Raw genomic sequence first — 25,593 nt, 5'->3', positions numbered from 1 at the left:
GACGCCCTCCGCAGCCGTCCTCGGCGGTGCCTCGCCGGTGCCTCGTAGGGGTGGAAGCGCCGCCCCGCCCCTGGCCGCAGCGGCGCCCTCCCGCTCCGCCGCGGCACAGCGGAGTGGGGCGCCGCTTCCCTGCGCGCCATGTGGGCGTTACCCGTGATTCAACAGCGGTTGCGAGTCTTGCGGAATGCAGCCCGCTGTGCCCCCCGTACCCGCTCGAAGGCTCCGCGCCGCCCCCGCCGCGCCCTCCTTCGACGCGCCCGGCCCGCCCCCGGCGCGGCACCATGGGAACATGACCCAGTCGTCCCGCGCACAGGCCCATGACCAGCCGCACGGCGACCGCAGCGACCGCTACGGCGAGGCGTACGGCGAGGGGTACGGAAACCCGCAGCCCTCGGTCGGGTCCATCGCCGCGCACCGGCCCTTCGCGGTGGCCTCCCCCACCGCCTCGCCCGGCCTGGAGCCCGATCTGGACGCCGACCTCGGTCCGTACGCGCACGGTTACGACCACGAGGCGTACGGCCACGGCCGGGCCTACGCACCCGGCCGCGACGGCGAGGACGACGACCCCTACGGCGACGGGCCGCTCCCGCAGGGCCGCTTCCTGGACCGCGAGCGCAGCTGGCTGGCCTTCAACGAACGCGTCCTGGAACTGGCCGAGGACCCGGCGACGCCCCTGCTGGAGCGGGCCAACTTCCTCGCGATCTTCGCGAGCAACCTGGACGAGTTCTTCATGGTCCGCGTGGCCGGCCTCAAGCGCCGCATCGCCACCGGCGTCGCCACCCGCTCCGCCTCCGGCCTGCAGCCCCGCGAGGTGCTGGAGCTGATCTGGACCCGCTCCCGCGAGCTCATGGCCCGGCACGCCGCCTGCTACCAGCAGGACGTCGCCCCCGAGCTGGCAGAGGAGGGCATCCACCTCATCCGCTGGCAGGAGCTGACCGACAAGGAGCAGGGCCGGCTCTTCACCCTCTTCCGGCAGCAGATCTTCCCGGTGCTGACGCCGCTGGCCGTCGACCCCGCGCACCCGTTCCCGTACATCTCGGGGCTCTCCCTCAACCTCGCCGTCGTCGTCCGCAACCCCGTCAGCGGGCACGACCACTTCGCCCGGGTGAAGGTCCCGCCGATCCTCTCCCGCTTCCTGGAGGCCTCCCCGCAGCGCTACGTCCCCCTGGAGGACGTCATCGCCGCGCACCTCGAAGAGCTCTTCCCCGGCATGGAGGTGCTCGCGCACCACATGTTCCGCGTGACGCGCAACGAGGACCTGGAGGTCGAGGAGGACGACGCGGAGAACCTGCTGCAGGCGCTGGAGAAGGAGCTCATGCGCCGCCGCTTCGGCCCGCCCGTGCGGCTGGAGGTCGAGGAGTCCATCGACCCGTACGTCCTCGACCTGCTGGTCCGCGAGCTGAAGATCTCCGACGCCGAGGTCTACCCGCTGCCCGGCCCGCTCGACCTCACCGCGCTCTTCCGCATCGCCTCCCTCGACCGGCCCGAGCTCAAGTACCCCAAGTTCGTGGCCGGCACGCACCGTGACCTCGCCGAGGTCGAGTCGGCCTCCGCGCCCGACATCTTCGCCGCACTGCGCGAGCGCGACGTCCTGCTGCACCACCCCTACGACTCGTTCTCCACCTCCGTGCAGGCCTTCCTGGAGCAGGCGGCGACCGACCCCGACGTCCTCGCCATCAAACAGACCCTCTACCGGACCTCCGGCGACTCGCCCATCGTCGACGCCCTGATAGACGCGGCCGAGTCGGGCAAGCAGGTGCTCGTCCTCGTCGAGATCAAGGCGCGCTTCGACGAGCAGGCCAACATCAAGTGGGCGCGCAAGCTGGAGGAGGCGGGCTGCCACGTCGTCTACGGGCTGGTGGGCCTCAAGACGCACTGCAAGCTCTCCCTGGTGGTCCGGCAGGAGGGCGACACGCTGCGCCGCTACTCGCACGTCGGCACCGGCAACTACCACCCCAAGACCGCCCGGCTCTACGAGGACCTGGGGCTGCTCACCGCCGACCCGCAGGTCGGCGCCGACCTCTCCGACCTCTTCAACCGGCTCTCCGGCTACTCGCGCCGCGAGACCTACCGCCGTCTGCTCGTCGCCCCCAGATCCCTGCGGGACGGGCTCGTCGCCCGGATCGCCAAGGAGGTCGCGCACCACCGCTCCGGGCGGCCCGCCTCCATCCGCATCAAGGTCAACTCGATGGTCGACGAGACGGTCATCGACGCCCTCTACCACGCCGCCCGCGCCGGCGTCCCGGTCGACGTGTGGGTGCGCGGCATCTGCGCGCTGCGGCCCGGCGTCCCCGGGCTCTCCGAGAACATCCGCGTCCGCAGCGTCCTCGGCCGCTTCCTGGAGCACTCGCGGGTCTTCGCCTTCGGCAACGGCGGCGAGCCCGAGGTGTGGCTCGGCAGCGCCGACATGATGCACCGCAACCTCGACCGCCGCATCGAGACCCTCGTGCGCGTCACCGACCCCGCGCACCGGGCCTCCCTCAGCAGGCTGCTCGAAGCCGGCATGTCCGACTCCACCGCCTCCTGGCACCTCGGCCCGGACGGCGGCTGGACGCGGCACGCGACCGACGCCGACGGGCAGCCGCTGCGGAACGTCCAGGAGATGCTCATTGACGCCCGGAGGCGCCGGCGTGGCTCAGCGACCCCATGACCCGGCAGCTACGGACACCGCCGCGCTTACGGGCGCACCTGAGGACGCACGCACGGACGCGCTCACGGAACCGCTCACGGAACCGCTCACGAACGCGCTCACGGACGTGCTCATGGACACTGCCGGGGGGCAGGACACGATGACGACGAAGTACCCGGCCGTGCGCACCGCCGCCGGCCCGGCCGGCCCCGCGGGCACGGCCACCGCCGGCGACGTCCTGGCCGGATACCTGCAGGGCCAGGCCGTCGAGTTCCTGCGCAGCCTGCGGCTGCACGGCGAGAGCGGCGCCGACGCCGACGAGGCGGGGGAGGCGGCCCGCATGCTGCGCCGGTCCGCCCGGCGCATCGCCGGGGCCCTGTACGTCTACCGCCCGCTGACGGACACCGGCTGGACCGACCAGCTCCGCACCGAGCTCGTGTGGCTGTCGGACGTGCTGGGGCGCGAGCACGCCTACGCGGCGCGACTCGCCCGGCTGCGGGGGGCGCTGCACCGGCTCTCCGGCGCGGAGGGCGGCGGGGCCGGCGGCGGGCTGACCGTCGGGGCGGCCCGGGCAGGAGCGCTGCTGGAGCGCCAGCTGACGCTCGCGCGGACGCGCGCCCACTCCGCGGCGCTCCAGGCGCTCGGCACCTCCCGCTTCCACGCCGTCGCCGACGCCGCCGCCCTGCTCGCCTCCGAGGTGCCCCTCGACCCCGGCGCGCGCGGCCTCCCGGCCCGCGAGGTCCTGCCCCGCCTCGCCGAGCAGGCACAGCAGCGACTGGCCGAGGCGGCGGAGGCGCTGCCGCTGGCCGCCGCCGGGCACCCGTACAACGCCGAGGCCCTCGCCCACGGCCTCGCCGCCGACCCGGCCCCCGGCGGCCCGCCCGCCGAGGGACGCCAGGACGCGCCCTGGCACCAGGTGCGGCGGCTCGTACGGCTGCGGCGGTACGCGCAGGAGGTGCTCGACGAACACGAGCAGACCGAGGTCGAGCCGTCCCTGTCCGTCCGCCTCCTCGGCGCCGGACAGGCCCTCGACCGCCACCGCGACGCCGCCGAGGCCGCGGCGGCAGCCGCCACGGCCGCCCGCACCCCCCGCATCGCCCCGGCCACCGCCTACGCCCTGGGCATCCTCCACGCCGACCAGCGCCACGAGGTCGAGGCGGCACGCTTCGCGTTCGGCCGGATCTGGCAGCGGGTGACGGCGGGGACGGGGGCGCCGTGACGGCGGAGGCGCCGCTGCGCGCGGCGGGCTGCGTGCTGTGGCGGCGGGGGAGGGACGGGGCCCTGGAGATCGCCCTGGTTCACAGGCCCAAATATGACGATTGGTCCCATCCGAAGGGCAAACTCAAGCGGGGCGAGGACGCCCTGTGGGGCGCGGTGCGCGAGGTCCGCGAGGAGACCGGCATGGAGTGCGAGCCGGGCGGGGTGCTGCCCACCGCCCGGTACGCCGTCGCCGGTCGGCCGAAGGAGGTCCGCTACTGGGCGGCCCGTGCCACGGGGGGCACGTTCGTGCCGAACAGCGAGGTGGACCGGCTGCTGTGGCTGCCGCCCCAGGAGGCGAGGGAACGCCTGACGGAGGACAGGGACCGGGAGCTGCTGGACGCGCTGCTGGCGATGATCAGCCCGCCGGAGCCAGGGCCTCCCACCGCAGGGTGACCTCGCCCTGGCGCCACCGTCGGGGGCCGTCCGTCACGGGCCAGTCCGCCCGCAGCGAGGTGACCGTACGGATCCACCGCTGGCGCGCGCTGAGCGACGCGTACGGCGCCGCCGCGGCCCACGCCCGGTCGAAGTCGCGCAGGAACGCGTGCACCGGCTCGCCCGGCACATTGCGGTGGATGAGCGCCTTGGGGAGGCGTTCGGCAAGGTCGGACGGGGTGACCAGGGAGCCGAGGCGGGTGGCGAAGGTGACCGTGCGGGGGCCCTCCGGGCCGAGCGCCACCCATACGTGCCGCCGCCCGATCTCGTCGCACGTGCCTTCCACGAGCAGCCCGTCCGGCGCGAGCCGCGCGCACAGCCGGGCCCAGACCGCGGCGACCTCGGCCTCGTCGTACTGGCGCAGCACGTTCGCGGCGCGGATGAGCGCCGGACGCCGCCCGCCGTCCAGCGGCACCTCGAAGCCGCCGTGCCGGAAGGACAGCCCGTCGCGCTCGTACGGCCGGGCACCGGCGACGCGCGCGGGCTCGATCTCGACCCCCACGACCTCGGCCTCCGCCCGCACCGTGCGCAGCCGCGCGAGCAGCTCGACCGCCGTCCAGGGGGCGGCTCCGTAGCCGAGGTCGACGGCGACGGGGTCGGCGCTGCGGCGCAGCGCGGGCCCGTGGGCGTCGGCGATCCAGCGGTCCATGCGGCGCAGCCGGTTCGGATTGGTCGTACCCCGGGTCACCGCACCGACGGGACGGCTGGGCGGAGGAGGGGTGCGAGCGGCCATGCCTTCGAGCGTAAGCGCTGCTCAGAGCAGTCCGTGCCGCGCCGGGGGAGGACGGGAAGAGGGCTGGGTCACTCTTTGGCAAAGCGGAAATGCGACTCCGTGCCCGTGGCGTTGCACCGTTGAAAAGGTGACGCACGCCCCCACCCACCTCACGCTGACGGAGGACACGCACGGTGAGCCAGTACGCATCCAGGCTCGGCGCCCGCCGCGGCCGCGCGCTCGGCACCCTCGCGGGCACCCCCCTCCGGCGCCTCGGCGCCCCCCGCAAGCCCCGCCGCATCGCGATGCTCAGCGTTCACACCTCGCCGCTCCACCAGCCCGGGACCGGCGACGCGGGCGGCATGAACGTCTACATCGTGGAGCTGGCCAAGCGGCTCGCCGCGATCAATATCGAGGTCGAGATCTTCACCCGCGCCACCACCGGCGCCCTGCCGCCCGCCGTCGAGCTGGCCCCCGGCGTGCTGGTCCGCCACATCGACGCGGGCCCGTACGAGGGCCTGGCCAAGGAGGAGCTGCCCGCGCAGCTGTGCGCCTTCACGCACGGCGTGATGCAGGCCTGGGCCGGTCACCGGCCCGGTCACTACGACCTGGTCCACTCCCACTACTGGCTCTCCGGGCACGTCGGCTGGCTCGCCGCCGAGCGCTGGGGCGTCCCCCTCGTCCACGCCATGCACACCATGGCCAAGGTCAAGAACGCGGCGCTGGCCGCCGGTGACACCCCCGAGCCGGAGACGCGCGTCATCGGCGAGACCCAGATCGTGCGCGCTTCCGACCGCCTGATCGCCAACACCGACGGCGAGGCCCGGGAGCTCGTCCACCACTACGACGCCGACCCCGGCAAGGTCGCGGTCGTCCACCCCGGCGTGAACCTCGACCGGTTCACCCCCGGCGACTCCCGCGCCGCGGCCCGGGAGCGGCTCGGCCTGCCCGCCGACGCCCTCGTGCCCCTCTTCGCGGGCCGCATCCAGCCCCTCAAGGCCCCCGACATCCTGCTGCGCGCGGTCGCGGTGCTCCTCGACGAGCGCCCCGAGCTGCGCACGCGCATCGTGGTGCCGGTCGTCGGCGGACCCAGCGGCAGCGGCCTGGCCAAGCCCGAGGGGCTGCAGAAGCTCGCCGCGCGGCTCGGCATCGCCGACGTCGTCCGCTTCCGCCCGCCGGTCGGCCAGGAACAGCTCGCCGACTGGTACCGGGCCGCGTCCGTGCTGGTCATGCCGTCGTACAGCGAGTCCTTCGGCCTGGTCGCCGCCGAGGCCCAGGCCTGCGCCACGCCCGTGGTCGCGGCGGCCGTCGGCGGCCTGCCCGTGGCCGTGCGGGACGGCGAGAGCGGTTTCCTCGTCGACGGGCACGACCCGGCCGACTACGCCGCCGCGCTGGGCCGCTTCGCCGACGACCCCTCCCTCGCGGACCGGATGGGCGACGCGGCCGCCCGCCACGCGCGGCACTTCGGCTGGGGCACGGCCGCGGCCGCCACCGCCGAGGTGTACACCGAAGCGATCACCGAGCGGCGGCGTCGCCTACGCTCGTCGCATGGCTGACGCGAAAACCGTTCTCGAACAGACGTTCAGTGAGGCCGGGCTCGAGTGGGAGAGCCCGTCCGACGGCACCTACGTGGTGAAGCTGCCGGGCACCCGCAAGCTGTCCACGACCGTGTCCCTCGTCGTCGGCAAGCACTCGCTGTCCGTCAACGCCTTCGTCGTGCGCCGGCCCGACGAGAACCACGAGGCGGTGCACCGCTGGCTGCTGGAGCGCAACACCCGGCTGTACGGGCTGGGTTACGCGCTCGACCAGCTGGGTGACGTCTACCTCGTCGGCCGGCTGCCGCTGGCCGCCGTGACCCCGGACGAGGTCGACCGGCTCCTCGGCACGGTCCTGGAGAACGCCGACGGCAGCTTCAACACCCTGCTGGAGATGGGCTTCGCGAGCGCCATCCGCAAGGAGTACGCGTGGCGCACCGCGCGCGGGGAGTCCACGCGGAACCTTGAGGCGTTCGCCCGGCTGACGGGCGATCAGCCCGATGGCGGCGGCGACGGCGAGGGCCGGGGCCCGGGCGGATCCGCCGGATCGTGACGGCGCGCCGCGGGCCCGGTGACGGCCTACGCCGGTGACCCCGCCGGGTCCACGGCCGCGGTCCGTGCGCCCGCAGGCTCCTCCGGAGCCGTTTCCGCGGCGGCATCAGTTGCGGGACCCGCCGCCGGCATCCCTCGCATCAGCAGCCAGTAGCCGACGGCCGTCACCGTCCCCACCACGGCGCAGCCCGCCCACAGCGCGTCCGCGCCGAACCGGTCGATGACCGTACCGCCCGCCACGGGCGCGACCAGTGACGCAGCCGCCCACGACAGGGTGTACATGCCCTGGTAGCGGCCGCGGCCGTGCGTGGGGGAGAGCCGGGCGACCAGGCCCATCTGGATGGGCGAGTTGATGATCTCCGCCAGCGTCCACACGCACACGGTCAGCATGTAGACCGCGAGCGAGCCGGCGAAGGCGGTGAGCCCGAAGCCGTAGCCGCCGAGGAGCGCCGCGAGGACCAGCAGCAGCCGCGGGTCCCGGTGCTCCAGGAAGCGGGTGACGGGGATCTGCACGGCGACGATCAGGACGCCGTTGACGGCGATGGCCGCGCCGTAGTCCTTGGTGGAGAACCCGCCGTCCGCCATCGCCACCGGCAGGGCGACCTGCGACTGCAGGAACACCACGGCGAGGAGGAAGGACAGGCCGACCACGGCCATGTAGCGGCCGTCGCGCAGCACGGTGCCCATGCTGACCGTCGGCTCGTCGCCCTTGGCCGCGGCCGCGTCCGCGTCCGGCCGCGACTCGGGCAGCTTCACGAAGACCAGGATCGCGCACGCCAGCGTCATGACCGCCTCGCCCAGGAAGCCGATCAGATAGCTGTACTCGGCGACGAAGCCCGCCGCGACGGACGAGATCGCGAAGCCCAGGTTGATCGCCCAGTAGTTCAGGGCGAAGGCACGCACCCGGTCCTCGGGCGCCACGATGTCCGCCATCATCGCCTGCACCGCCGGCCGCGAGGCGTTGCTCGCCATGCCGACGAGGAACGCGACGACCGAGATCGCCACCGGGTCGGTCATGAAGCCCAGCACGGCCACGGACACCGCGGTCGAGGTCTGCGCGATCAGCAGCGTGGGCCTGCGCCCCAGCCGGTCGGTCATCACCCCGGCGCCGATCGACGAGACGACGCTGCCCAGGCCGAGCAGCGCGCCGACGAGCCCCGCGAACGAGGCCGAGTGCCCCTGGTCGGCCGTGAGGAACATGGCCAGGAAGATGGAGACGAAGGCCCCAAGACGGTTGACGAGAGTGGAGGCCCACAGCCACCAGAACGCCCGGGGCAGGCCCGAGACACTCTCCTTCGCGGCTCGTCTGACGCTCGCGACGGACATTCCGGATCCCCCCGATGTGTAAGTGTCGAACTCGGTAGGCGCAACTTACACACAGTGGTGGGCCGCAAGCCATCGGATTGCCGCCCGCCGTCAATCGACGCCCTCCCGGGCAGCGCGCACGGGCAGGCCCACGCCGTCGATTACGCTCATGGGCATGGCCGACGCACCGTACAAGCTGATCCTCCTCCGCCACGGCGAGAGCGAGTGGAATGCGAAGAACCTGTTCACCGGCTGGGTGGACGTCAACCTGAACGAGAAGGGCGAGAAGGAGGCGGTCCGGGGCGGCGAGCTGCTCAAGGACGCCGGCCTGCTCCCCGATGTGGTCCACACCTCCCTGCAGAAGCGCGCTATCCGCACCGCGCAGCTCGCCCTGGAGTCCGCCGACCGCCACTGGATTCCGGTTCACCGCTCCTGGCGGCTGAACGAGCGCCACTACGGCGCCCTCCAGGGCAAGGACAAGGCCCAGACCCTGGCCGAGTTCGGCGAGGAGCAGTTCATGCTCTGGCGCCGTTCCTACGACACCCCGCCGCCCGCCCTCGAGGACGGCACCGAGTTCTCCCAGAGCGAGGACCCGCGCTACGCCTCCATCCCGCCGGAGCTGCGCCCGCGCACCGAGTGCCTCAAGGACGTCGTCGTCCGCATGCTGCCGTACTGGTACGACGGCATCGTCCCGGACCTGCTGGCCGGCCGTACGGTCCTGGTCGCCGCGCACGGCAACTCGCTCCGCGCGCTGGTCAAGCACCTGGACGGGATCTCCGACGCGGACATCGCGGGCCTGAACATCCCGACCGGCATCCCGCTCGCCTACGAGCTCGACGCCGACTTCCGCCCGGTCACCCCCGGCGGCACCTACCTCGACCCGGAGGCCGCCAAGGCCGCCATCGAGGCCGTGAAGAACCAGGGCAAGAAGAAGTAGGCAGCAGCGAGCAGCACGGCTGCGGGCCCCCCTGTCGGCGCGAAAGCGCTGGTGGGGGGCTTCTTGTTGTGGCGAACGGGTCATGCGGTCACCGAATGGAGCAAGTTGACCACGGTGCGGATGCGACTCATGGGTCTTCAGGTGAGCCTCGAAAGCAAGGAGGTAACACCATGCATTCAATCCGCTCCGCCATATGCGGTGCAGCCACCGTCGTCGCCGTCGTCGCGGCCCCCGTCGCCCCCGCCTACGCCTTCGGGGGCAGCATCGCCCCGACCATCGGCGAGGCCGTCCCCAACACGGACGGCCCGGGCCACGGCCGTCACGACAACCACGAGGACTGCGACGACGACCACGGTCACGGTCGCCACGACGACCACGGTCGACACGACCATGACGGGCGTCACGACCACGACGGGCGTCACGACCACGACGGCTGGGGCCACCACGACGGCCGCCACGACCACGATGGCTGGGGCGACCACGACGGCCGCCACGACCACGACGGTCGCCACGACCACGATGGCCGTCACGACGACCACGGTCGCCACGACCACGATGGCCGTCACGACGACCACGGTCGCCACGACCACGACGGTCGCCACGACGACCACGGGCGTCACGACCACGACCACGGTCGCGGTGACCACGGCCGCCACGACGACCACGGCCACGGTGACCACGGCCGTCACGACGACCACGGCCGCGGCGACCACCACGACCACGGTCGCGGTGACCACGGGCGTCACGACGACCACGGCCGCGGCGACCACCACGACCACGGTCGCCCGCACCACTCCTCGCACGCGGGTGGCGGCGCCACGGCGCTCGCGTCCTCCGCGGAGACGACGGGTGCCGACGCCCCGGTCCTCATCCTGGCCGGTACCGCGACCGCAGGTCTCATCGGCGGCATGATCTGGTACCGCCGCCGGGCCGCCGGCGCCGTCAAGCAGTGACGGGGAGCGAACGGGCGTCATGTCAGAAGCGCGCGCAGGTGGCCGGAAACGCAACCGCCTGCTGACGAGGGTGGCCTGGGCAGCACTGCTGCTCGCCCTGTGCCTGGCCGGTGGCGGCGGTGCCGCCGACGAGCCGGAAACCCAGGCAACGGGTCGCGGCGGCGTAGCCGCCAAGAGCCACCCCCGCGCGCACGGTCTGCCCCCGGCACACGAACCGTTGCCGGGGGCGGGCCCCCAGACCCTGGAAGTCAAGATCCTGGGGCTCAAGGCACCCGTCGAGAGCCACGGCCTCGACAAGCTGGGGGGCGTCGAACTGCCCCCGTACGAGCGGGCCAACGCCGTCTCCTGGTACAAGGACGGCCCCACGCCCGGCAGCCTCGGCCCCTCCGTCATCGTCGGACACGTCGACACCGAGAAGGCCCCGGCCGTCTTCGCCGGCCTCAGCGTCCTCAAACGCGGCGCGAAGATCCACGTCACCCGCGCGGACGGCATCGTCGCCGAGTTCACCGTCGAGGACATCACCGTCGTCCCCAACGAGCCCTTCGACGCCGACAAGGTCTACGGGCCGCTCGACACCGACCGCGCCGAACTCCGCCTGATCACCTGCGGCGGTGAGTACGACCGCAAGAAGCACCTCTACAGCGCCAACATCGTCGTCACCTCGTACCTGACCGGCGCGGCACCGGCGAAGCGGCCGCCGCAGAAACCGCAGCAGCAGCCCCAGCCCCAGCAGCCGGGCACGGGGGCACCGGCCACACCGGCCGCACCCGCGACACCGGCCGCACCGGTGACACCCGCTCCCGCCGGCCCCGGCGACGACGACGCGGACGACACCGACGCCGACTACGAAGAAGAGTGAGCCGAGCAGTGAGAGAACCCCCGGCCGGTGCTCCGGCCGGGGGTCCGTCCCGTGAGTGACGTGCGCGGCGCGGGGCTAACCGCAGCCGCCGCCGCACTGGCACGATCCGCCGCTCTGGCATCCGCAGGAGCAGCCGGGGCCGCACGTGCAGTTCGCCTGAGTGCGTGCGGGAGGGGTCTGGGTCATATGCGGGTACCTCCTCGAAGGGTGGTTGCCTGCCCCCAGTCAAGGACCGCCCGATGCGTCCGTCAATGCCCTTCGCGTACGTATGTACGGGCGCATCGAGGGCGCGTAGGAGCATACGGACCAGGCCGCACGCCCTCTTGTACGCGCCCTCGCCCCGTGTCTCCCGCCCCGCGCCCCGGGGCCCGGCTCAGGCGTTCGCGTCCCCGCCCGTACGGCCCTCGGACTGCGTCAGCTCGTCCGCGTGCTCGCCCGTGACCAGGTAGACCACCCGCTTCGCGACCGAGACCGCGTGGTCCGCGAACCGCTCGTAGTAGCGGCCCAGGAGCGTGACGTCGACGGCCGTCTCGATGCCGTGCTTCCAGCGGTCGTCCATCAGGTGCTGGAAGAGCGTCCGGTGCAGCAGGTCCATCGCGTCGTCGTCCTGCTCCAGCTGGAGCGCCAGGTCGACGTCCTTGGTGATGATCACCTCGCCGGCCTTGGCCATCAGCCGCTGCGCCAGCTGCCCCATCTCCAGGATCGTGGCGTGCAGGTCGCGCGGCACCGCCGTGTCCGGGAAGCGCAGCCGCGCCAGCTTGGCGACGTGCTGGGCGAGGTCGCCGGAGCGCTCCAGGTCGGCGCTCATGCGCAGCGAGGTGACCACGATCCGCAGATCGGTGGCGACCGGCTGCTGGCGCGCGAGCAGGGCGACGGCCCGGTCCTCCAGGTCCCGCTGGAGGTCGTCCACCTTGGCGTCCGCCGCGATCACGGACTCCGCGAGCTTGAGGTCCGCGTCGAGGATCGCCGTGGTGGCGCGCCCGATCGCGGACCCGACGAGCCGGGCCATCTCCACCAGGCCCTCGCCGATCGAATCCAGCTCCTCGTGGTACGCGTCCCGCATTGCCTGACCTTCTCTCTGCCGAGTGAAACAGTGGGCCGGAGCCGTATGGCCGCCCACACTCCCACGTTCTGGCCGGAACGCGACGGCTGCGGCGCTCTGGAGTGAACCGGTACCGACGCCAAGGTGAACTCTCAGCAACGTGTGTTCGAGGCGGCACCCATTTGGCTGTGGATGGGCCGCGGCAGCCGCATAACCTGGACTCATGAACGTGGACGCGGCCCTCGCCGCAGCGGCAGCGCTCGCCGGACTGTGCACCGGCGTGATCGCCATGCTCGCGTTCCGCTGGAGCGAGCGCGACCAGGCCCGCCCCACCCGCAGCTCCCTGCACACCGACGCCGTGCTCCCGCCCGGCGTCGACACCGTTCTCTCCGTCCTGCGCTCCTCGGCCGTCGTCCTGGACGAGGCCGACGCCGTGGTCAAGGCCAGCTCCGCCGCCTACGCCCTCGGGCTCGTGCGCGGCGGGAAGCTGTCCGTCGAGCCCATGCTGCAGATGGCCCGCGACACCCGCCGCGACGGCGAGATACGCCAGGTCGAGCTCGACCTGCCGCGCCGCGGCACCGGCCGCGGCGAGGCGCTCGCGGTCTCCGCGCGCGTCGCCCCGCTCGGCTCCCGGCTGGTCCTGCTGCTGGTGGAGGACCTCACCGAGGCCCGCCGCATCGAGGCCGTCCGCCGCGACTTCGTCGCCAACGTCAGCCACGAGCTCAAGACGCCGGTCGGCGCCCTGTCCCTGCTCTCCGAGGCCGTCATGGACGCCGCGGAGGACCCCGAGGCCGTCAACCGCTTCGCCGGCCGCATGCAGATCGAGGCCACCCGGCTCACCAACCTCGTCCAGGAGCTCATCGACCTCTCCCGGGTGCAGAACGACGACCCGCTGGACGACTCCGAGCCCGTGCGCGTCGACGAGCTCGTCGCCGAGGCCATCGACCGCTGCCGCCACCAGGCCGGCGCCAAACAGATCACCATGGCCTCCGGAGGCACCGCCGACCTGCACGTCTGGGGCAACCGCGGGCAGCTCGCCGCCGCCCTGGGCAACCTCGTCGAGAACGCCGTCAACTACAGCCCCGCCCGCACCCGCGTCGGCATCGCCGCCCGGCACATCACGGCGCCCGGCGGCGACCTGATCGAGATCGCCGTCACCGACCAGGGCATCGGCATCTCCGAGAAGGACCGCGAGCGGATCTTCGAGCGCTTCTACCGCGTGGACCCGGCGCGCTCGCGCGCCACCGGCGGGACCGGCCTCGGCCTCGCCATCGTCAAACACGTGGCCGCCTCGCACGGCGGGGAGGTCACGGTCTGGAGCGCCGAGGGCCAGGGCTCCACCTTCACCCTGCGACTTCCCGAGGCGGGCGCGGTCCGTGACCGCGACCGCAACCCTCACCATCCCGTTGTCGAACACCTTCCCGCCCCGGAGGTCCTTCCGTGACCCGAGTGCTCGTGATTGGCTCTGAGACCCGACCGGAGGTCAACCCGTGACTCGAGTGCTCGTCGTAGAGGACGAGGAGTCCTTCAGCGACGCGTTGTCCTACATGCTGCGCAAGGAGGGGTTCGAGGTCGCGGTCGCGGCCACCGGGCCCGACGGGCTGGACGAGTTCGAGCGCAACGGCGCCGACCTCGTCCTGCTCGACCTGATGCTGCCCGGCCTGCCCGGCACCGAGGTCTGCCGCCAGCTGCGCGGCCGCTCCAACGTGCCGGTCATCATGGTGACCGCCAAGGACAGTGAGATCGACAAGGTCGTCGGCCTGGAAATAGGAGCCGACGACTACGTCACCAAGCCCTTCTCCTCCCGCGAGCTCGTGGCCCGCATCAGAGCGGTGCTGCGCCGCCGCGGCGAGCCGGAGGAGGTGGCGCCGGCCGCCCTGGAGGCCGGCCCGGTCCGCATGGACGTCGACCGGCACGTCGTCACGGTCTCCGGCGCCAAGGTCGACCTGCCGCTGAAGGAGTTCGACCTCCTGGAGATGCTGCTGCGCAACGCGGGCCGCGTGCTCACCCGCATGCAGCTGATCGACCGGGTCTGGGGCGCGGACTACGTCGGCGACACCAAGACCCTCGACGTCCACGTCAAGCGCCTGCGCGCCAAGATCGAGCCGGACCCGGGCGCGCCGCGGTACCTGGTCACGGTGCGGGGCCTGGGCTACAAGTTCGAGCCGTAGGCCCTGCCGGCGGATGAGGACGGCGCGCCGGCGGCGGCTGCGCGTTCCGCCGGACCGGGCGTCACCCGTACGAGCGAAGGGCCCGGAAGCGTGATGCTTCCGGGCCCTCGTCGTGTCCGGTGCGGCCGGCGGCTCAGCGGCCGGCGGGCTGCTGCGCGCCCTGGGAGGCCTGCGCGCCCTGGGAGGCCTGGCCCGTGCCCGGGCTCGGCTTCCCGGCGGCCCCCGCCGGAGTGCCGGAGGCGGCGCCCGACGGGGCCGTGGCGGGCTCGCCCGGCTGGCCGCTCGGCTTCGTGCCGCCCGGCTTCGCGGCCGGGGTCGGCGCGGCCTCCGAGGGGCCCCAGTCCTTGAAGTAGCTCGTGGCCGGGACGACGAAGGCGCCGATGCGCACCTCGCCCGTCTCGCTGAAGTCGAAGGCCAGCTTCTGGTCCTCGCCGTCCTTCAGGGCCTCGCGGCCCTCCGGCAGGACGGCCGAGGCGTTGCCCTTGCCGCCCAGGAGCACCGAGCCGCCGGCCGGCACGACGAGGTCGCCGGAGCCCTTGGCCGGGCTGAGCTTCACCTTGGCGCCGTTCTTGCCGGCCAGGGTGATCCCGCGGAGGGTCTGGTCCTTGCGGCCGTTGTTGAAGACCTGGCCGGTGATCACGGCTGGGCCCTTGGCGTTCAGGTCGGGCTGCGTGATCACGTTCACGTTCTGCAGCTTGATGTCACCGACCGAGGTGGCGGCGTTGTCCGGCTTCACCTCGAGCGTCTGCGCGCTGTTGCCCGCCGCGCAGGCGGAGAGCGAGGCGATCGAGAGCACGAGGGCGGTAGCGGCGAGAGCGCCGCGTCGAAGGCTGCTGCTCACGGCGGCGGCATCTCCTTGGACGAGGTAAAGGGTGTGTCAGCGCGCTTAGGTTACCGACCCCCTCGGACGGCCCCGCACCCGACCCGCCCCCATGGTCAACTTCGCCCCCTGTCCGGCCCACGGCCGAATATCGCCGCCGTGCGGCCGTGCGGATGTCCGGCGGGCGCCGGTGTGGATTATCGGTGCGGAATGCGCGGGCGTGCGGAACGTGTTCCTGAATTGATCAAGTTCGCGGTGATCAATTCCCGATTCCGGTCGGTGAAGGCCGGCCCCGCCCCGAACGGAGTAGCGGAAGTCAGCCGAGCGGACCCCGGCAAAACGGGACGTTCGACCGCTCGCGAGTGCCTCTCCACGCGTGTAACGTGCCCGTTTCGCCTTGCCCGGAGAACCGCTCCCACCTGCGAATACCCGCTTCCGGAACCCTCCCGCAGCACGACGCGGTTGCTGTTGTCAAGCCCTGAGATATGCCCTGACCTGCGAAAACGCCATTCAGAACGGGGAGTTCCCGTGTTAGACTGGATAGCCACGGAAGGGGTACCTGTCACATGACGTTCAAGGTTGGCGACACCGTGGTCTATCCCCATCACGGGGCCGCGCTGATCGAGGCCATCGAAACTCGCCAGATCAAAGGCGTGGACAAGACCTACTTGGTGCTGAAGGTCGCCCAGGGTGACCTGACGGTTCGGGTGCCGGCGGACAATGCGGAGTTCGTCGGTGTGCGCGATGTGGTCGGCCAGGATGGGCTGGACCGGGTCTTCGAGGTGCTCCGCGCACCCTATGCGGAAGAGCCGACGAACTGGTCCCGTCGCTACAAGGCAAATCTCGAGAAGCTCGCGTCCGGTGACGTGATCAAGGTTGCCGAGGTCGTGCGCGACCTGTGGCGCCGCGAGCGCGAGCGGGGCCTGTCCGCCGGTGAGAAGCGCATGCTGGCCAAGGCGCGCCAGATCCTGGTGAGCGAGCTCGCCCTCGCTGAGAACACCAACGAGGACAAGGCCGAGGCCCTGCTCGACGAGGTCCTCGCGTCCTGACGCGAATGCCGGACACACCACAGGTGCCGGACGTAAAGAAGTGCCGCGGTGCCCGCGCGGTGACGCAAGTCATCCGCCGGGCGCTGCGGCATCTCTCGTTCCGGTGATGCCGGTGACCGGGGGACACCGGCGCACGCGCCGTACACGACTCGGTGTGCCGGGCCCGGGCAGCCGGCCCGACCAGCTGTCACGGAAGGGGCTGGTCGGGGCTTGCCCGGCACTCCCCCCGCTCTCCGAGCAGGGGGTACCCCCAGGCCATACCCAATCCGGCCGAGGAAGCAAACCTGAACGTGAACGCAATGTCTGATCGAGCCCCTGCCGTCACTCCTGCGCGCACCGCCGCGGTGATCCCCGCGGCCGGCCGGGGGGTCCGGCTCGGCCCGGGCGCCCCCAAGGCCCTGCGCGCCCTGGGCGGCACCCCGATGCTCGTCCACGCCGTCCGGGCGATGGCCGCCTCCCGCGCCGTCTCCCTCGTCGTCGTGGTCGCCCCGCCGGACGGCGCCGCCGAGGTCCGCGCCCTCCTCGACGACCACCCCCTCACCGGCCACGACCGCGCCGAGGTCCTCGTCGTCCCCGGCGGGGAGACCCGCCAGGAGTCCGTGCGCCTCGGCCTCGCGGCCCTCCCGGCCGACATCACCACCGTCCTCGTGCACGACGCCGCGCGCCCGCTGGTGCCCGTCGACACGGTCGACGCCGTGATCACCGCCGTCCGCGAGGGCGCCCCCGCCGTCGTCCCGGCCCTCCCGCTCGCCGACACCGTCAAGCAGGTCGAGCCGCGCACCGGCGCCGCCGCGGGCGAGCCCGAGCTCGTCACCGGCACCCCCGAGCGGTCCCTGCTGCGCGCCGTCCAGACGCCCCAGGGCTTCGACCGGCGCACCCTGGACGCCGCCCACGAGAAGTTCGCCGCCCTGGAGGGCGAGGGCGCCACGGACGACGCCGGCATGGTCGAGCGCCTCGGCGCCCCCGTCGTCCTCGTGCCCGGCCACGAGGAGGCCTTCAAGGTCACCCGCCCGCTGGACCTCGTCCTCGCCGAGGCCGTACTCGCCCGCAGGAGGGCCAACGATGGCTTCTGACCGGATCCCCGCCCTGCCCCAGGTGGGCATCGGCACCGACACCCACGCCTTCGAGGAGGGCCGCGAGCTGTGGTGCGGCGGCCTCCTGTGGCCCGGTGAGACCGGCCTCGCCGGCCACTCCGACGCCGACGTCGTCGCCCACGCCGCCTGCAACGCCCTCTTCTCCGCCGCCGGCCTCGGCGACCTCGGCGCGCACTTCGGCACCGGCCGTCCCGAGTGGGCCGGCGCCTCCGGTGTGACGCTGCTGACCGAGGCCGCCCGCATCGTCCGCGAGGCCGGCTTCCTCATCGGCAACGTCGCCGTCCAGGTCGTCGGCGTCCGCCCCCGGATCGGCAAGCGCCGCGAAGAGGCCCAGAAGGTCCTCTCGGAGGCCGTCGGAGCGCCGGTGACGGTTTCCGGGGCCACGACGGACGGTCTGGGCTTCCCGGGCCGCGAGGAGGGCCTCACGGCGGTGGCGACGGCCCTGGTGGTCCGCGCCGACGCCTACTGAGCCCGGACGGACCGTTCCGTGGGGTCAGATCGACCCCACGACCTTCCGCGGCGTGACCCGCACGACGACTCTCTCCGCGTCGTCCTTCGCCGCCGGGTTGAAGTCCGCGTAGTCCTTGCCCGTGTACTTCCGCGAGAGTTCGTTGATCAGCTCCTGGCCGCCCTCGGTGGTCAGGCTGGCCGTGCCGCGGACCTCGGCGTAGGTGTACGGCGCGTTGTGCGGGTTGATCATCACCGTGACGCGCGGGTCGCGGCGCAGGTTCGTCTCCTTGCGCCGCCCGACCGTCGTGGAGATCAGCAGGTCGTCGCCGTCGCGCGTGAGCCACGTGACCGTGAGCTGAGGGCTGCCGTCGGGCTGGATCGTCGCGACCGTCGCGAAGACGGGGGAGTCGTCGAGGAGCTTCTTCAGGTCGTCGGAGAGCATGGCGGCCACGGCGTGTTCCTTCCCTGGGGAGCGTGCGCGTGCGCGTTCGCGCTCACCGTATGCCGCACGCGCGGGAAACGGGCGCGTACAAGCCGGGACAAGCCGGAACGCGCCCGTGGTGGCCCAGCGACCTCGTGCCCCAGTGACCTCGTGCCCCAGTGACCTCGTGGCCCGGCGGCCCGGGCGGCCGGCCCGGGACGGGCCGGCCCGGAAGGATCGGCCCAGCCTCCGCCGGACCCAGCCTCCGCCGGACCCGGCCTCCGTCAGGCCCCGTCCGGCCGGCCCGCGCCCACGCGGTCGGCCGCCGCCTGCTCGTACGGACCCGTCTCGTACGCCCGCAGGCGCTGCGCCACCGCGCCCGCGCCCTCGCGAACGTCCTCGCGCCCGGCGTGCTGCTCGGGCACGGCCGACGGCGCGGCCGCCTTGGCGGGCGCACCGGCGCCCTTGGCGGCGTGCGCCGCTCCCTTCGGGCGGGGCGAGTGCTGCCGCACCTCCTCCATGCTGGAGCGCATCACCTTGCGCAGCCAGGTGCCCAGCGGCTTCTCCACGAACCGGTGCATCAGCCACGCCGCGCCGAGCATCACCAGGACCAGGCCGATGACCAGCAGGTGCCGGGGCACGCGGTCGCGCAGGGCGTAGATCAGCGTCATCCCGATGTACTGGTGGAGCAGGTACAGCGGGTAGGTGAGGGCGCCCGCCGTGGACAGCCAGCGCCACTGGATCCGGTTGAACGCGCCGCACGCGATCAGCGCCATCAGCACGAACGCGACGAGGATGATCACCCGGGCGGGCCAGGCGGGGACGTTGTGCGTGGTGTTGTCCGCGACGCGCCGCGCGATCTGGTGCTCGGCGAGGAGCAGCGACAGGGTGACGATGCCCCAGAGCAGCGCGGTGGGGCGGTAGCGGTACATGAGGTAGAAGGCGATGCCCGCGACGAAGTACGGCTGGTAGAGCGGCATCGCCCACTGGTCGAGGAGCTTGACGTCCGCCTGGACGGAGGCCATCGCGACGACCGTCCACAGCGCGCAGAAGAGCACGCACTTGCGGTACGTCACGCCCGTGGCCACGACGATCGCGAAGAGTACGTAGAACTTCAGCTCGATGAAGAGCGTCCAGTAGACGCCGTCGACGTCCCAGACTCCGAAGCCCGTCTGGAGCATGGTCAGGTTCGTGAGGACGCTGTTGAAGCCGCCGTTGATCTGCCGCACCTGCGGCCACAGCGAGATGACGGCCGCCGTCAGGAAGATCCCGACCCAGTACGCGGGATAGACCCGCGACACCCGGGAGACCACGAAGTCGCCCAGGGAGCGGCCCCACGTGCTCATGCAGATCACGAAGCCGCTGATGAGGAAGAAGATCTCGACGCCGGTCCAGCCGTACTGGGCGAACTTCCACAGGTTGGGGAAGATGTGCTCGGGGTCCTCGCCCCAGCCGCCGCGCAGCGCCACGTAGTGGAAGAAGACGACCATGAGGGCCGCGAGCAGCCGCAGCGCGTCCAGGACGTAGAGCCTGGGCTTGGGAGCGGCGCTCCGCTGTCCGGCTGCCAGGCCGCCATCGAGGTCACCTCGTCTGGCGAAACGCATGTCGTCCTCTCCATCGGCTCAGGTCGGCTCATCCTACGAGGGCCGTCCGCGCGCATGCTGACACGAGGACCCCCCGGCCCGCCGTGACAGTTATCTCCTGTCTCTGCCGTAATTCCAACCCCTGCCTTGGAACGGCTCCGGGGTGATCTTGTGACGATCTTGTGGTGGGCCCGCCGTCCGGCTTGTGCCGGGCCCGCTATCCGGCCCGGATCTCCGCCGCCGCCCGCCGCAGCCCGCGCCTCAGGGCCCCCGCCAGTGGCCGCTCCACCAGGCGGTGCACCAGCCACGCCGTCAGCAGCATGCCCGTCACCAGTGCGGTCAGCAGGGCGGCGGGGGGCACGCCCCCGGCCGTCCGCCGGATGACCAGCCAGCCCACGCGCTCGTGGATCAGATAGAGGGGATAGGTCAGCGCCCCGGCGGCGGTCAGCCAGGGGTGGCCGAGGCGGTGCGTCCGGCCGAGCGCGACGGCCCCCACGGCGAGGAAGAACAGCGCGAGCAGCACCGCCGTCGGCCAGTGGGGCACGCGGTGGCCCATGTAGCCCTCGGCCCGCGTCTGGGCCGCCACCAGGTCGTGCTGGGCGACGAGGAAGCACGCGGCGACGATCAGCCACAGCACGAGGTTGGGGCGGTAGCGGTGCATGAGGTAGAAGGCGATGCCCGCGATGAAGTACCAGCAGTCCTCCGGCATCAGCACCTGGTCGAGCACGGGCTCGTCCACCGCCGCCGCGACGGCCGCCGCGAAGCCCCACACCACGCAGAAGCCCACCGCCCGCGCGTACGTCAGCCCCTTCCCGGCGACGATCAGCGCGAAGAGCAGGTAGAAACGCATCTCGACCCAGAGCGTCCAGTACACGCCGTCGACGGGGGTCACCCCGAGGGGGGAGTGGAGCATGGTCAGATTGACGGCGATGTCCCGCGCGCGGGGGGTTTCGCCCGGCACCGGCCACAAACGGACGACGAGCGCGACGGCGAGTACCGAGAACCAGTACGCGGGGAAGAGCCGGGTGACGCGCGAGGCGGCGAACCGGCCGACCCCCCTGCCCCAGCAGCTCATGCAGATCACGAAGCCGCTGATCAGGAAGAACAGCTGCACGCCCAGCCAGCCGTAGGAGGCCGGCAGGTGGGCGGTGGGGAAGACCGCCGCCGGCGGGCCGCCCCAGGCGCCGCTGCCGAACGCCACGTAGTGGTACGCCACCACCATCAGCGCCGCGAGCAGCCGCAGCCCGTCCAGCGCGGCCAGCCGGGCGCGCCCGTCGCTGCCGTCCGGGCTTCCGGGGGTCTCGGGGGGCTCCGCGTGCTCCTGCTGTACCGGCAGAGTGGGGTGCAACGCCCCTCCAGGTGAGGAAGGTGAGGCAGTGCCGGGGAAGCTATCACGCAAATCTGTAGTTTTTCGGTATTAACTTCATAACGGACAATGTGTGCCGTCCCGCCATGGAACCCTTCGATCCGCCAGTTCACGGGCTCGATTGCCGGGGGCACTGCCGAACGCCCACTACTCTGGTTGCGTGACCATTCGCCTGTACGACACCAGCGCCCGGCAGATCCGCGACTTCTCCCCGCTCACTCCGGGCTGCGTCTCGATCTACCTGTGTGGCGCGACCGTGCAGGCCGCCCCGCACATCGGCCACATCCGGTCGGGCCTGAACTTCGACATCATGCGTCGCTGGTTCGCCTACCGCGGCTACGACGTGACCTTCGTCCGCAACGTCACGGACATCGACGACAAGATCATTACGAAGGCGGCGGACCAGGGCCGCCCCTGGTGGTCCATCGGCTACGAGAACGAGCGCGCCTTCAACAGCGCCTACGACGCCCTCGGCTGCCTGCCGCCGACCGTCGAGCCCCGCGCCACCGGCCACGTCACCGAGATGGTCGAGATGATGCGCGGCCTCATCGAGCGCGGTCACGCCTACGAGGCCGACGGCAACGTCTACTTCGACGTCCGCTCCTTCCCCGGCTACCTGGAGCTCTCCAACCAGGAGCTGGACAACCTCCTCCAGCCCTCCGGCGAGGGCGAGACCGGCAAGCGCGACCCCCGCGACTTCGCCATGTGGAAGGCCGCCAAGCCCGGCGAGCCCTCCTGGGAGACCCCCTGGGGCCGCGGCCGCCCCGGCTGGCACCTGGAGTGCTCGGCCATGGCCCACAAGTACCTCGGCGAGGCCTTCGACATCCACGGCGGCGGCCTCGACCTGATCTTCCCCCACCACGAGAACGAGATCGCCCAGGCCAAGGCCTTCGGCGACGCCTTCGCCTCGTACTGGGTGCACAACGCCTGGGTCACCATGAGCGGCGAGAAGATGTCGAAGTCCCTCGGCAACTCCGTCCTCGTCGCCGAGATGGTCAAGCACTGGCGCCCCATCGTCCTGCGCTACTACCTCGGCACCCCGCACTACCGCTCGATGATCGAGTACAGCGAGGAGGCCCTGCGCGAGGCCGAGTCCGCGTTCGCGCGGATCGAGGGCTTCATGCAGCGCGTCTGCGAGATGGCCGGCAAGACCGTCGAGCCCGCCGCCGAGGTCCCGCCCGCCTTCGCCGAGGCCATGGACGACGACCTGGGCGTCCCGCAGGCCCTCGCGATCGTGCACACCACCGTCCGCCAGGGCAATTCCGCCCTGACCGCGGACGACAAGGAATCCGCCGTCGCCCGCCTGGCCGAGGTCCGCGCCATGCTCGGCGTCCTCGGCCTCGACCCGCTGGACGAGCAGTGGGCCGGCGCCTCCGCCGGCCGCGGCGACGACCTCCACGGCGTGGTGGACTCCCTCGTCCGCCTCGTCCTCGACCAGCGCCAGGCCGCCCGCGCCCGCAAGGACTGGGCCGCCGCCGACGCCATCCGCGACCAGCTCCAGCACGCGGGCCTCGCCATCGAGGACACCCCGTCCGGACCGCGCTGGTCGCTGTCCTGAGGGACACTTTTCGTACGTACGTTTACTGAGCCGCTCTCCGTGCGGCTCTGAGCAGTAAAGAAACAGGTGACCCATGGCCGGCAACAGCCAGCGCAGGAACCGCCGCACGTCCAACAAGAAGGGCGCGACGGTCGGCAGCGGCGGCCAGCGGCGCCGAGGCCTGGAGGGCAAGGGCCCGACCCCGCCCGCGTCCATGCGCAAGGGACACAAGAAGAACCGTGTCGCCAATGCCCAGGCCAAGCAGGCGGCGGCCCGCCGCCCCGCCCCGCGCCGCGGCGGCCCCAAGGGCCCCAACGAGCTCGTCGTCGGCCGTAACTCCGTCGTCGAGGCGCTGCGCGAGGGCGTGCCCGCCAAGACGCTCTACGTCCAGCAGTACCTCGACAACGACGAGCGCGTCCGCGAGGCCCTCCAGCTCGCCACGGACAAGGGCCTCAACCTCATGGAGGCCCCCCGTCCCGAGCTCGACCGGATGACCAACGGGCTCAACCACCAGGGCCTCGTCCTCTCGGTCCCGCCCTACGAGTACGCCCACCCCGAGGACCTCACCGCCGCCGCCTTCGACGACGGCGAGGACCCGCTGATCGTCGCCCTCGACGGCATCACCGACCCGCGCAACCTCGGCGCCGTCGTCCGCTCCGTCTCCGCCTTCGGCGGCCACGGCGTGGTCGTCCCCGAGCGCCGCGCGGCCGGCATGACCGCCAGCGCCTGGAAGACCTCCGCCGGCACCGCCGCCCGTACGCCCGTCGCCCGCGCCACCAACATGACGCGGATGCTGGAGTCGTACCAGAAGGAAGGTCTGATGGTCGTCGGCCTCGCCGCCGACGGCGACGTCGAGCTGCACGAGCTCGAAGCCCTCGAAGGCCCGGTCGTCATCGTCGTCGGCAGCGAGGGCAAGGGCCTGTCCCGCCTCGTCGGCGAGACCTGCGACTTCCGCGTGCGCATCCCGATGCCGGGCGGCGCCGAGTCGCTCAACGCCGGTGTCGCCGCGGGCGTCGTGCTCTACGAGGCGGCGCGCCGCCGGGCCTGAGCAAACTCCCCTCGAGCACAGGACGGGCCGGTTCACCGGCCCGTCCTGCGTTTAAGGGCGGGGTTGACGGGCTCCGTTGACGCGACCCGGACAGTTCGACTCGGTCAAGGCAGTGTCCTAATCAGAAGTCACTCGGTTAGATGAGTGTGGACACCAGAACACCCCGCACACCCACGGGGGGAAGCTCTTCCGGGTACGACGACCAGCCCGCGCTGAGTACGGTGAAGGTTCCGTCCGACCCGGCGCAGATCGCCGTCAACCACGTGAGTTTCCGCGTGCAGCTCGCCCGGCCCCCGCGCGTCGCCCGCCAGTACGCAGGCATCGCCGACACGGCGCAGCTGCCCACCCTCAAGAGCGCGCCCAAACGGCGCGCTCCCGTGGTGTGGAGCGGGCGGGCCGCCCCCGGCGACGCGGCGCCCACCGAACTCCTCCAGGCCGTACGGGACTCCGCCGTCACCGACGCGGGCTCCACCCAGGTGCTGCCCCGCATCCGCGTCGACGACCAGCACCCCTCCGTCGTGGGCCCCCGCAGCCACTCCGAGCGCACCGGCCCCGGCGAGCTCGTCGACGCCGCCGGCCCCGCCGCGCCCGGGACCCAGCTCCTGCGCGGCGTCCGCCCCACGGACAGCGCCTACGACGAAGATCAGTACCGCTACCCGCAGTTCGACGGCCCCGACGCCGACTACGACGACGAGGACGCCGAGGACGAGAGCGCCGCCAAGCGCCACGGCGACTCCGTCCGGCACGCCTACTATCCGGGCCGCCGGATGAACCTCGGCGTCGTCCTGCTGCCCCTGCGGATCTTCCTCGGCTTCATCTCCATCTACGCCGGCATGGGCAAGCTCTGCGACCCCGTCTACTTCGACGGCGGCAAGCGCGGCTCCATGGTCGCCTGGCTCACCGCCCTGCACCCCTGGGCCGCCGCCGAGCCCCTGCGCAACCTCGCCCTCGCCCACCCCGTCGGCGCCGGCCTCACCGTCGCCTTCCTCCAGGTCGTCGTCGGTGTCCTGACCATCTTCGGCCTCTGGCAGCGCCTCGCCGCCGCCGTCGGCGTCCTGCTGTCCGCCGTCCTCCTCGTGACCGTCAGCTGGCGCAGCGCCCCCGTCTACGACGCGCCCGACATCATCTACCTCGCCGCCTGGAGCCCCCTTGTGATCGCCGGGGCGCCCTTCTACTCCGTCGACGGGCGCCTCGCGGGCGAGGCCTGGCGCCGCCTCGGCCCCCGCGCCGAGCTGTGGGAGCTCCGGCAGCGCGTCCTGCGCCGTGGCACGATCATGGCCACCGTCCTCATCGGCCTCACCCTGCTGGTCGGCTCCACGCTCGGCGGCGCCGTCCGCTCCTCCCAGACCGTCAAGGTCCCCGGCCCCAGCGACCCGCCCATCAACAACCTCCCCGGCTCGCCGTACCCCCAGAGCCCCGGCACCTCCACCCCCCGCGGCCCCCGGAGCCCCTCCGCCGTCGGCACCCCCAAGCCCACGGCCCCCGGCACCCACGCGGCGACCCCCTCGGCCACGGCTCCGGCCGCGCCCGGCGCCGCCCGCACCCCCACCGGTGCGGCGGCCGGCGGCACCGGACACCCCGGCGCCAGCCAGGGCGTCCGCCCGGCCCCGCAGACCCCGCGGCAGCCGGCCGCGCCCGCGGCGCCGCGCAGCCCCTCCGGAGGCTCCTCGGCCTCCAGCGGCACGAGCAGCACCACGAACAGCACCGGAGGGACCTCCTCCGGCGGTTCGTCGGGCGGCACCCGCACGGGAGGAGCGCTCGGCGGCCTCCTCGGCTGAGGCCGAGCAGGGCGCTCCACGCAGACGGCCCCCGCACCAGGAAGGTGCGGGGGCCGTCTG

23 protein-coding genes are annotated in these 25,593 nt (G+C 72.6%); 15 read left to right on the top strand and 8 right to left on the bottom strand.

Annotated features, from left to right (window positions below):
• Positions 1-289: 289 nt before the first annotated feature.
• The 3 genes from ACFPP6_RS13475 (at position 290) to ACFPP6_RS13465 (ending at position 4,282) form a co-directional block, all read left to right on the top strand.
• Positions 290-2,650: an RNA degradosome polyphosphate kinase gene (locus ACFPP6_RS13475; protein WP_382040814.1), complete on the top strand. Its 2,361-nt coding sequence runs from the start codon at positions 290-292 to the stop codon at positions 2,648-2,650.
• A 139-nt stretch (positions 2,651-2,789) separates the two neighbouring features.
• Entirely contained in the window at positions 2,790-3,848 is a 1,059-nt protein-coding gene (locus tag ACFPP6_RS13470; RefSeq protein ID WP_417801535.1) for a CHAD domain-containing protein, read from the top strand.
• Positions 3,845-4,282 carry an NUDIX hydrolase gene (locus ACFPP6_RS13465; protein ID WP_382040808.1) on the top strand — a complete coding sequence of 146 codons (438 nt, stop codon included), beginning with the start codon at positions 3,845-3,847 and terminating at the stop codon, positions 4,280-4,282. The genes ACFPP6_RS13470 and ACFPP6_RS13465 overlap by 4 nt, the downstream gene beginning before the upstream one ends.
• Here ACFPP6_RS13465 and ACFPP6_RS13460 read toward each other — a convergent pair.
• On the bottom strand, positions 4,245-5,054 hold the full coding sequence (locus ACFPP6_RS13460) for a methyltransferase domain-containing protein (protein ID WP_382040805.1): 810 nt from the start codon (positions 5,052-5,054) through the stop codon (positions 4,245-4,247). The two genes, ACFPP6_RS13465 and ACFPP6_RS13460, sit on opposite strands and share 38 nt — an antisense overlap.
• Before the next feature lie 173 nt (positions 5,055-5,227).
• Here ACFPP6_RS13460 and mshA point away from each other — a divergent pair, with 173 nt between their 5' ends.
• The gene (mshA, locus tag ACFPP6_RS13455; protein ID WP_382040802.1) at positions 5,228-6,589 is read left to right on the top strand and encodes a D-inositol-3-phosphate glycosyltransferase; all 1,362 of its coding nucleotides are present in this window, start codon (positions 5,228-5,230) and stop codon (positions 6,587-6,589) included.
• Positions 6,582-7,121 (top strand): type III secretion system chaperone family protein, encoded by a 540-nt coding sequence (locus tag ACFPP6_RS13450; RefSeq protein ID WP_382040799.1) that lies wholly within the window; start codon positions 6,582-6,584, stop codon positions 7,119-7,121. Before mshA ends, ACFPP6_RS13450 begins: the two co-directional genes overlap by 8 nt.
• A gap of 26 nt (positions 7,122-7,147) precedes the next feature.
• On the opposite strand, the gene ACFPP6_RS13445 is transcribed toward ACFPP6_RS13450, so the two are convergent.
• Positions 7,148-8,446 carry an MDR family MFS transporter gene (locus ACFPP6_RS13445; RefSeq protein ID WP_382040797.1) on the bottom strand — a complete coding sequence of 433 codons (1,299 nt, stop codon included), beginning with the start codon at positions 8,444-8,446 and terminating at the stop codon, positions 7,148-7,150.
• A gap of 154 nt (positions 8,447-8,600) precedes the next feature.
• On the opposite strand from ACFPP6_RS13445, the gene ACFPP6_RS13440 reads away from it, so the two are divergent.
• Positions 8,601-9,362 carry a phosphoglyceromutase gene (locus ACFPP6_RS13440; protein ID WP_058047075.1) on the top strand — a complete coding sequence of 254 codons (762 nt, stop codon included), beginning with the start codon at positions 8,601-8,603 and terminating at the stop codon, positions 9,360-9,362.
• Positions 9,363-9,538: 176 nt separating this feature from the next.
• Here the strand turns inward: ACFPP6_RS13440 and ACFPP6_RS13435 are convergent, their stop codons facing one another.
• Positions 9,539-10,153, bottom strand: coding sequence for a hypothetical protein (locus ACFPP6_RS13435; protein ID WP_382040795.1), 615 nt, complete (start codon positions 10,151-10,153; stop codon positions 9,539-9,541).
• A gap of 181 nt (positions 10,154-10,334) precedes the next feature.
• Here ACFPP6_RS13435 and ACFPP6_RS13430 point away from each other — a divergent pair, with 181 nt between their 5' ends.
• A complete protein-coding gene (locus tag ACFPP6_RS13430) occupies positions 10,335-11,174 on the top strand; it encodes a class F sortase (RefSeq protein ID WP_382040792.1) in 840 nt (279 codons plus the stop codon).
• Positions 11,175-11,547: 373 nt separating this feature from the next.
• Here the strand turns inward: ACFPP6_RS13430 and phoU are convergent, their stop codons facing one another.
• The gene (gene phoU / locus ACFPP6_RS13425) at positions 11,548-12,237 is read right to left on the bottom strand and encodes a phosphate signaling complex protein PhoU (RefSeq protein ID WP_382040789.1); all 690 of its coding nucleotides are present in this window, start codon (positions 12,235-12,237) and stop codon (positions 11,548-11,550) included.
• Between the two features lie 202 nt (positions 12,238-12,439).
• Between phoU and phoR the strand changes: the two genes are divergently transcribed.
• Together phoR and phoP are read left to right on the top strand one after the other, a co-directional pair.
• Entirely contained in the window at positions 12,440-13,660 is a 1,221-nt protein-coding gene (phoR, locus tag ACFPP6_RS13420; RefSeq protein WP_382040786.1) for a two-component system sensor histidine kinase PhoR, read from the top strand.
• Between the two features lie 55 nt (positions 13,661-13,715).
• On the top strand, positions 13,716-14,387 hold the full coding sequence (phoP, locus tag ACFPP6_RS13415) for a two-component system response regulator PhoP (protein WP_465269372.1): 672 nt from the start codon (positions 13,716-13,718) through the stop codon (positions 14,385-14,387).
• A 133-nt stretch (positions 14,388-14,520) separates the two neighbouring features.
• Here phoP and ACFPP6_RS13410 read toward each other — a convergent pair whose 3' ends face one another.
• The gene (locus ACFPP6_RS13410) at positions 14,521-15,228 is read right to left on the bottom strand and encodes a copper chaperone PCu(A)C (protein WP_382040783.1); all 708 of its coding nucleotides are present in this window, start codon (positions 15,226-15,228) and stop codon (positions 14,521-14,523) included.
• A gap of 545 nt (positions 15,229-15,773) precedes the next feature.
• Between ACFPP6_RS13410 and ACFPP6_RS13405 the strand changes: the two genes are divergently transcribed.
• The 3 genes from ACFPP6_RS13405 (at position 15,774) to ispF (ending at position 17,819) form a co-directional block, all read left to right on the top strand.
• Positions 15,774-16,256, top strand: a complete 483-nt coding sequence (locus ACFPP6_RS13405; protein ID WP_003953493.1) for a CarD family transcriptional regulator — start codon at positions 15,774-15,776, stop codon at positions 16,254-16,256.
• Between the two features lie 299 nt (positions 16,257-16,555).
• Positions 16,556-17,329 (top strand): 2-C-methyl-D-erythritol 4-phosphate cytidylyltransferase, encoded by a 774-nt coding sequence (gene ispD / locus ACFPP6_RS13400; protein WP_382040778.1) that lies wholly within the window; start codon positions 16,556-16,558, stop codon positions 17,327-17,329.
• A complete protein-coding gene (gene ispF / locus ACFPP6_RS13395) occupies positions 17,319-17,819 on the top strand; it encodes a 2-C-methyl-D-erythritol 2,4-cyclodiphosphate synthase (RefSeq protein WP_058045737.1) in 501 nt (166 codons plus the stop codon). Before ispD ends, ispF begins: the two co-directional genes overlap by 11 nt.
• A gap of 24 nt (positions 17,820-17,843) precedes the next feature.
• On the opposite strand, the gene ACFPP6_RS13390 is transcribed toward ispF, so the two are convergent.
• The 3 genes from ACFPP6_RS13390 to ACFPP6_RS13380 all read right to left on the bottom strand — a co-directional run bounded on the left by ACFPP6_RS13390 (position 17,844) and on the right by ACFPP6_RS13380 (position 21,152).
• On the bottom strand, positions 17,844-18,251 hold the full coding sequence (locus ACFPP6_RS13390; RefSeq protein WP_382040774.1) for a PPOX class F420-dependent oxidoreductase: 408 nt from the start codon (positions 18,249-18,251) through the stop codon (positions 17,844-17,846).
• 254 nt (positions 18,252-18,505) lie between these two features.
• A complete protein-coding gene (locus ACFPP6_RS13385; protein ID WP_382040771.1) occupies positions 18,506-19,825 on the bottom strand; it encodes an acyltransferase family protein in 1,320 nt (439 codons plus the stop codon).
• 196 nt (positions 19,826-20,021) lie between these two features.
• Positions 20,022-21,152: an acyltransferase family protein gene (locus tag ACFPP6_RS13380; RefSeq protein ID WP_382040768.1), complete on the bottom strand. Its 1,131-nt coding sequence runs from the start codon at positions 21,150-21,152 to the stop codon at positions 20,022-20,024.
• 178 nt (positions 21,153-21,330) lie between these two features.
• Between ACFPP6_RS13380 and cysS the strand changes: the two genes are divergently transcribed.
• The 3 genes from cysS to ACFPP6_RS13365 all read left to right on the top strand — a co-directional run bounded on the left by cysS (position 21,331) and on the right by ACFPP6_RS13365 (position 25,533).
• Positions 21,331-22,728, top strand: coding sequence for a cysteine--tRNA ligase (cysS, locus tag ACFPP6_RS13375; protein ID WP_382040765.1), 1,398 nt, complete (start codon positions 21,331-21,333; stop codon positions 22,726-22,728).
• Positions 22,729-22,801: 73 nt separating this feature from the next.
• Positions 22,802-23,755, top strand: a complete 954-nt coding sequence (gene rlmB / locus ACFPP6_RS13370) for a 23S rRNA (guanosine(2251)-2'-O)-methyltransferase RlmB (protein WP_190022315.1) — start codon at positions 22,802-22,804, stop codon at positions 23,753-23,755.
• A gap of 140 nt (positions 23,756-23,895) precedes the next feature.
• Entirely contained in the window at positions 23,896-25,533 is a 1,638-nt protein-coding gene (locus ACFPP6_RS13365) for a DoxX family protein (RefSeq protein WP_382040763.1), read from the top strand.
• Positions 25,534-25,593 lie beyond the last annotated feature (60 nt).

This window comes from Streptomyces aureoversilis (assembly GCF_042657885.1).
GTDB lineage: Bacteria > Actinomycetota > Actinomycetes > Streptomycetales > Streptomycetaceae > Streptomyces > Streptomyces aureoversilis.
This window is presented reverse-complemented; position numbering and strand designations above follow the sequence as displayed.

Bases quoted from the DNA above. Each gene is read 5' to 3' on its own strand.
- ACFPP6_RS13405 (WP_003953493.1), top strand. From the start codon at position 15,774: ATGACGTTCAAGGTTGGCGACACCGTGGTCTATCCCCATCACGGGGCC.
- rlmB (WP_190022315.1), top strand. From the start codon at position 22,802: ATGGCCGGCAACAGCCAGCGCAGGAACCGCCGCACGTCCAACAAGAAG.
- ACFPP6_RS13460 (WP_382040805.1), bottom strand. From the start codon at position 5,054: ATGGCCGCTCGCACCCCTCCTCCGCCCAGCCGTCCCGTCGGTGCGGTG.
- ACFPP6_RS13470 (WP_417801535.1), top strand. From the start codon at position 2,790: ATGACGACGAAGTACCCGGCCGTGCGCACCGCCGCCGGCCCGGCCGGC.
- ACFPP6_RS13440 (WP_058047075.1), top strand. From the start codon at position 8,601: ATGGCCGACGCACCGTACAAGCTGATCCTCCTCCGCCACGGCGAGAGC.
- ACFPP6_RS13475 (WP_382040814.1), top strand. From the start codon at position 290: ATGACCCAGTCGTCCCGCGCACAGGCCCATGACCAGCCGCACGGCGAC.
- ACFPP6_RS13430 (WP_382040792.1), top strand. From the start codon at position 10,335: ATGTCAGAAGCGCGCGCAGGTGGCCGGAAACGCAACCGCCTGCTGACG.
- ACFPP6_RS13385 (WP_382040771.1), bottom strand. From the start codon at position 19,825: ATGCGTTTCGCCAGACGAGGTGACCTCGATGGCGGCCTGGCAGCCGGA.
- ispF (WP_058045737.1), top strand. From the start codon at position 17,319: ATGGCTTCTGACCGGATCCCCGCCCTGCCCCAGGTGGGCATCGGCACC.
- ACFPP6_RS13365 (WP_382040763.1), top strand. From the start codon at position 23,896: ATGAGTGTGGACACCAGAACACCCCGCACACCCACGGGGGGAAGCTCT.
- ACFPP6_RS13450 (WP_382040799.1), top strand. From the start codon at position 6,582: ATGGCTGACGCGAAAACCGTTCTCGAACAGACGTTCAGTGAGGCCGGG.
- phoU (WP_382040789.1), bottom strand. From the start codon at position 12,237: ATGCGGGACGCGTACCACGAGGAGCTGGATTCGATCGGCGAGGGCCTG.
- phoR (WP_382040786.1), top strand. From the start codon at position 12,440: ATGAACGTGGACGCGGCCCTCGCCGCAGCGGCAGCGCTCGCCGGACTG.
- ACFPP6_RS13445 (WP_382040797.1), bottom strand. From the start codon at position 8,446: ATGTCCGTCGCGAGCGTCAGACGAGCCGCGAAGGAGAGTGTCTCGGGC.
- ispD (WP_382040778.1), top strand. From the start codon at position 16,556: ATGTCTGATCGAGCCCCTGCCGTCACTCCTGCGCGCACCGCCGCGGTG.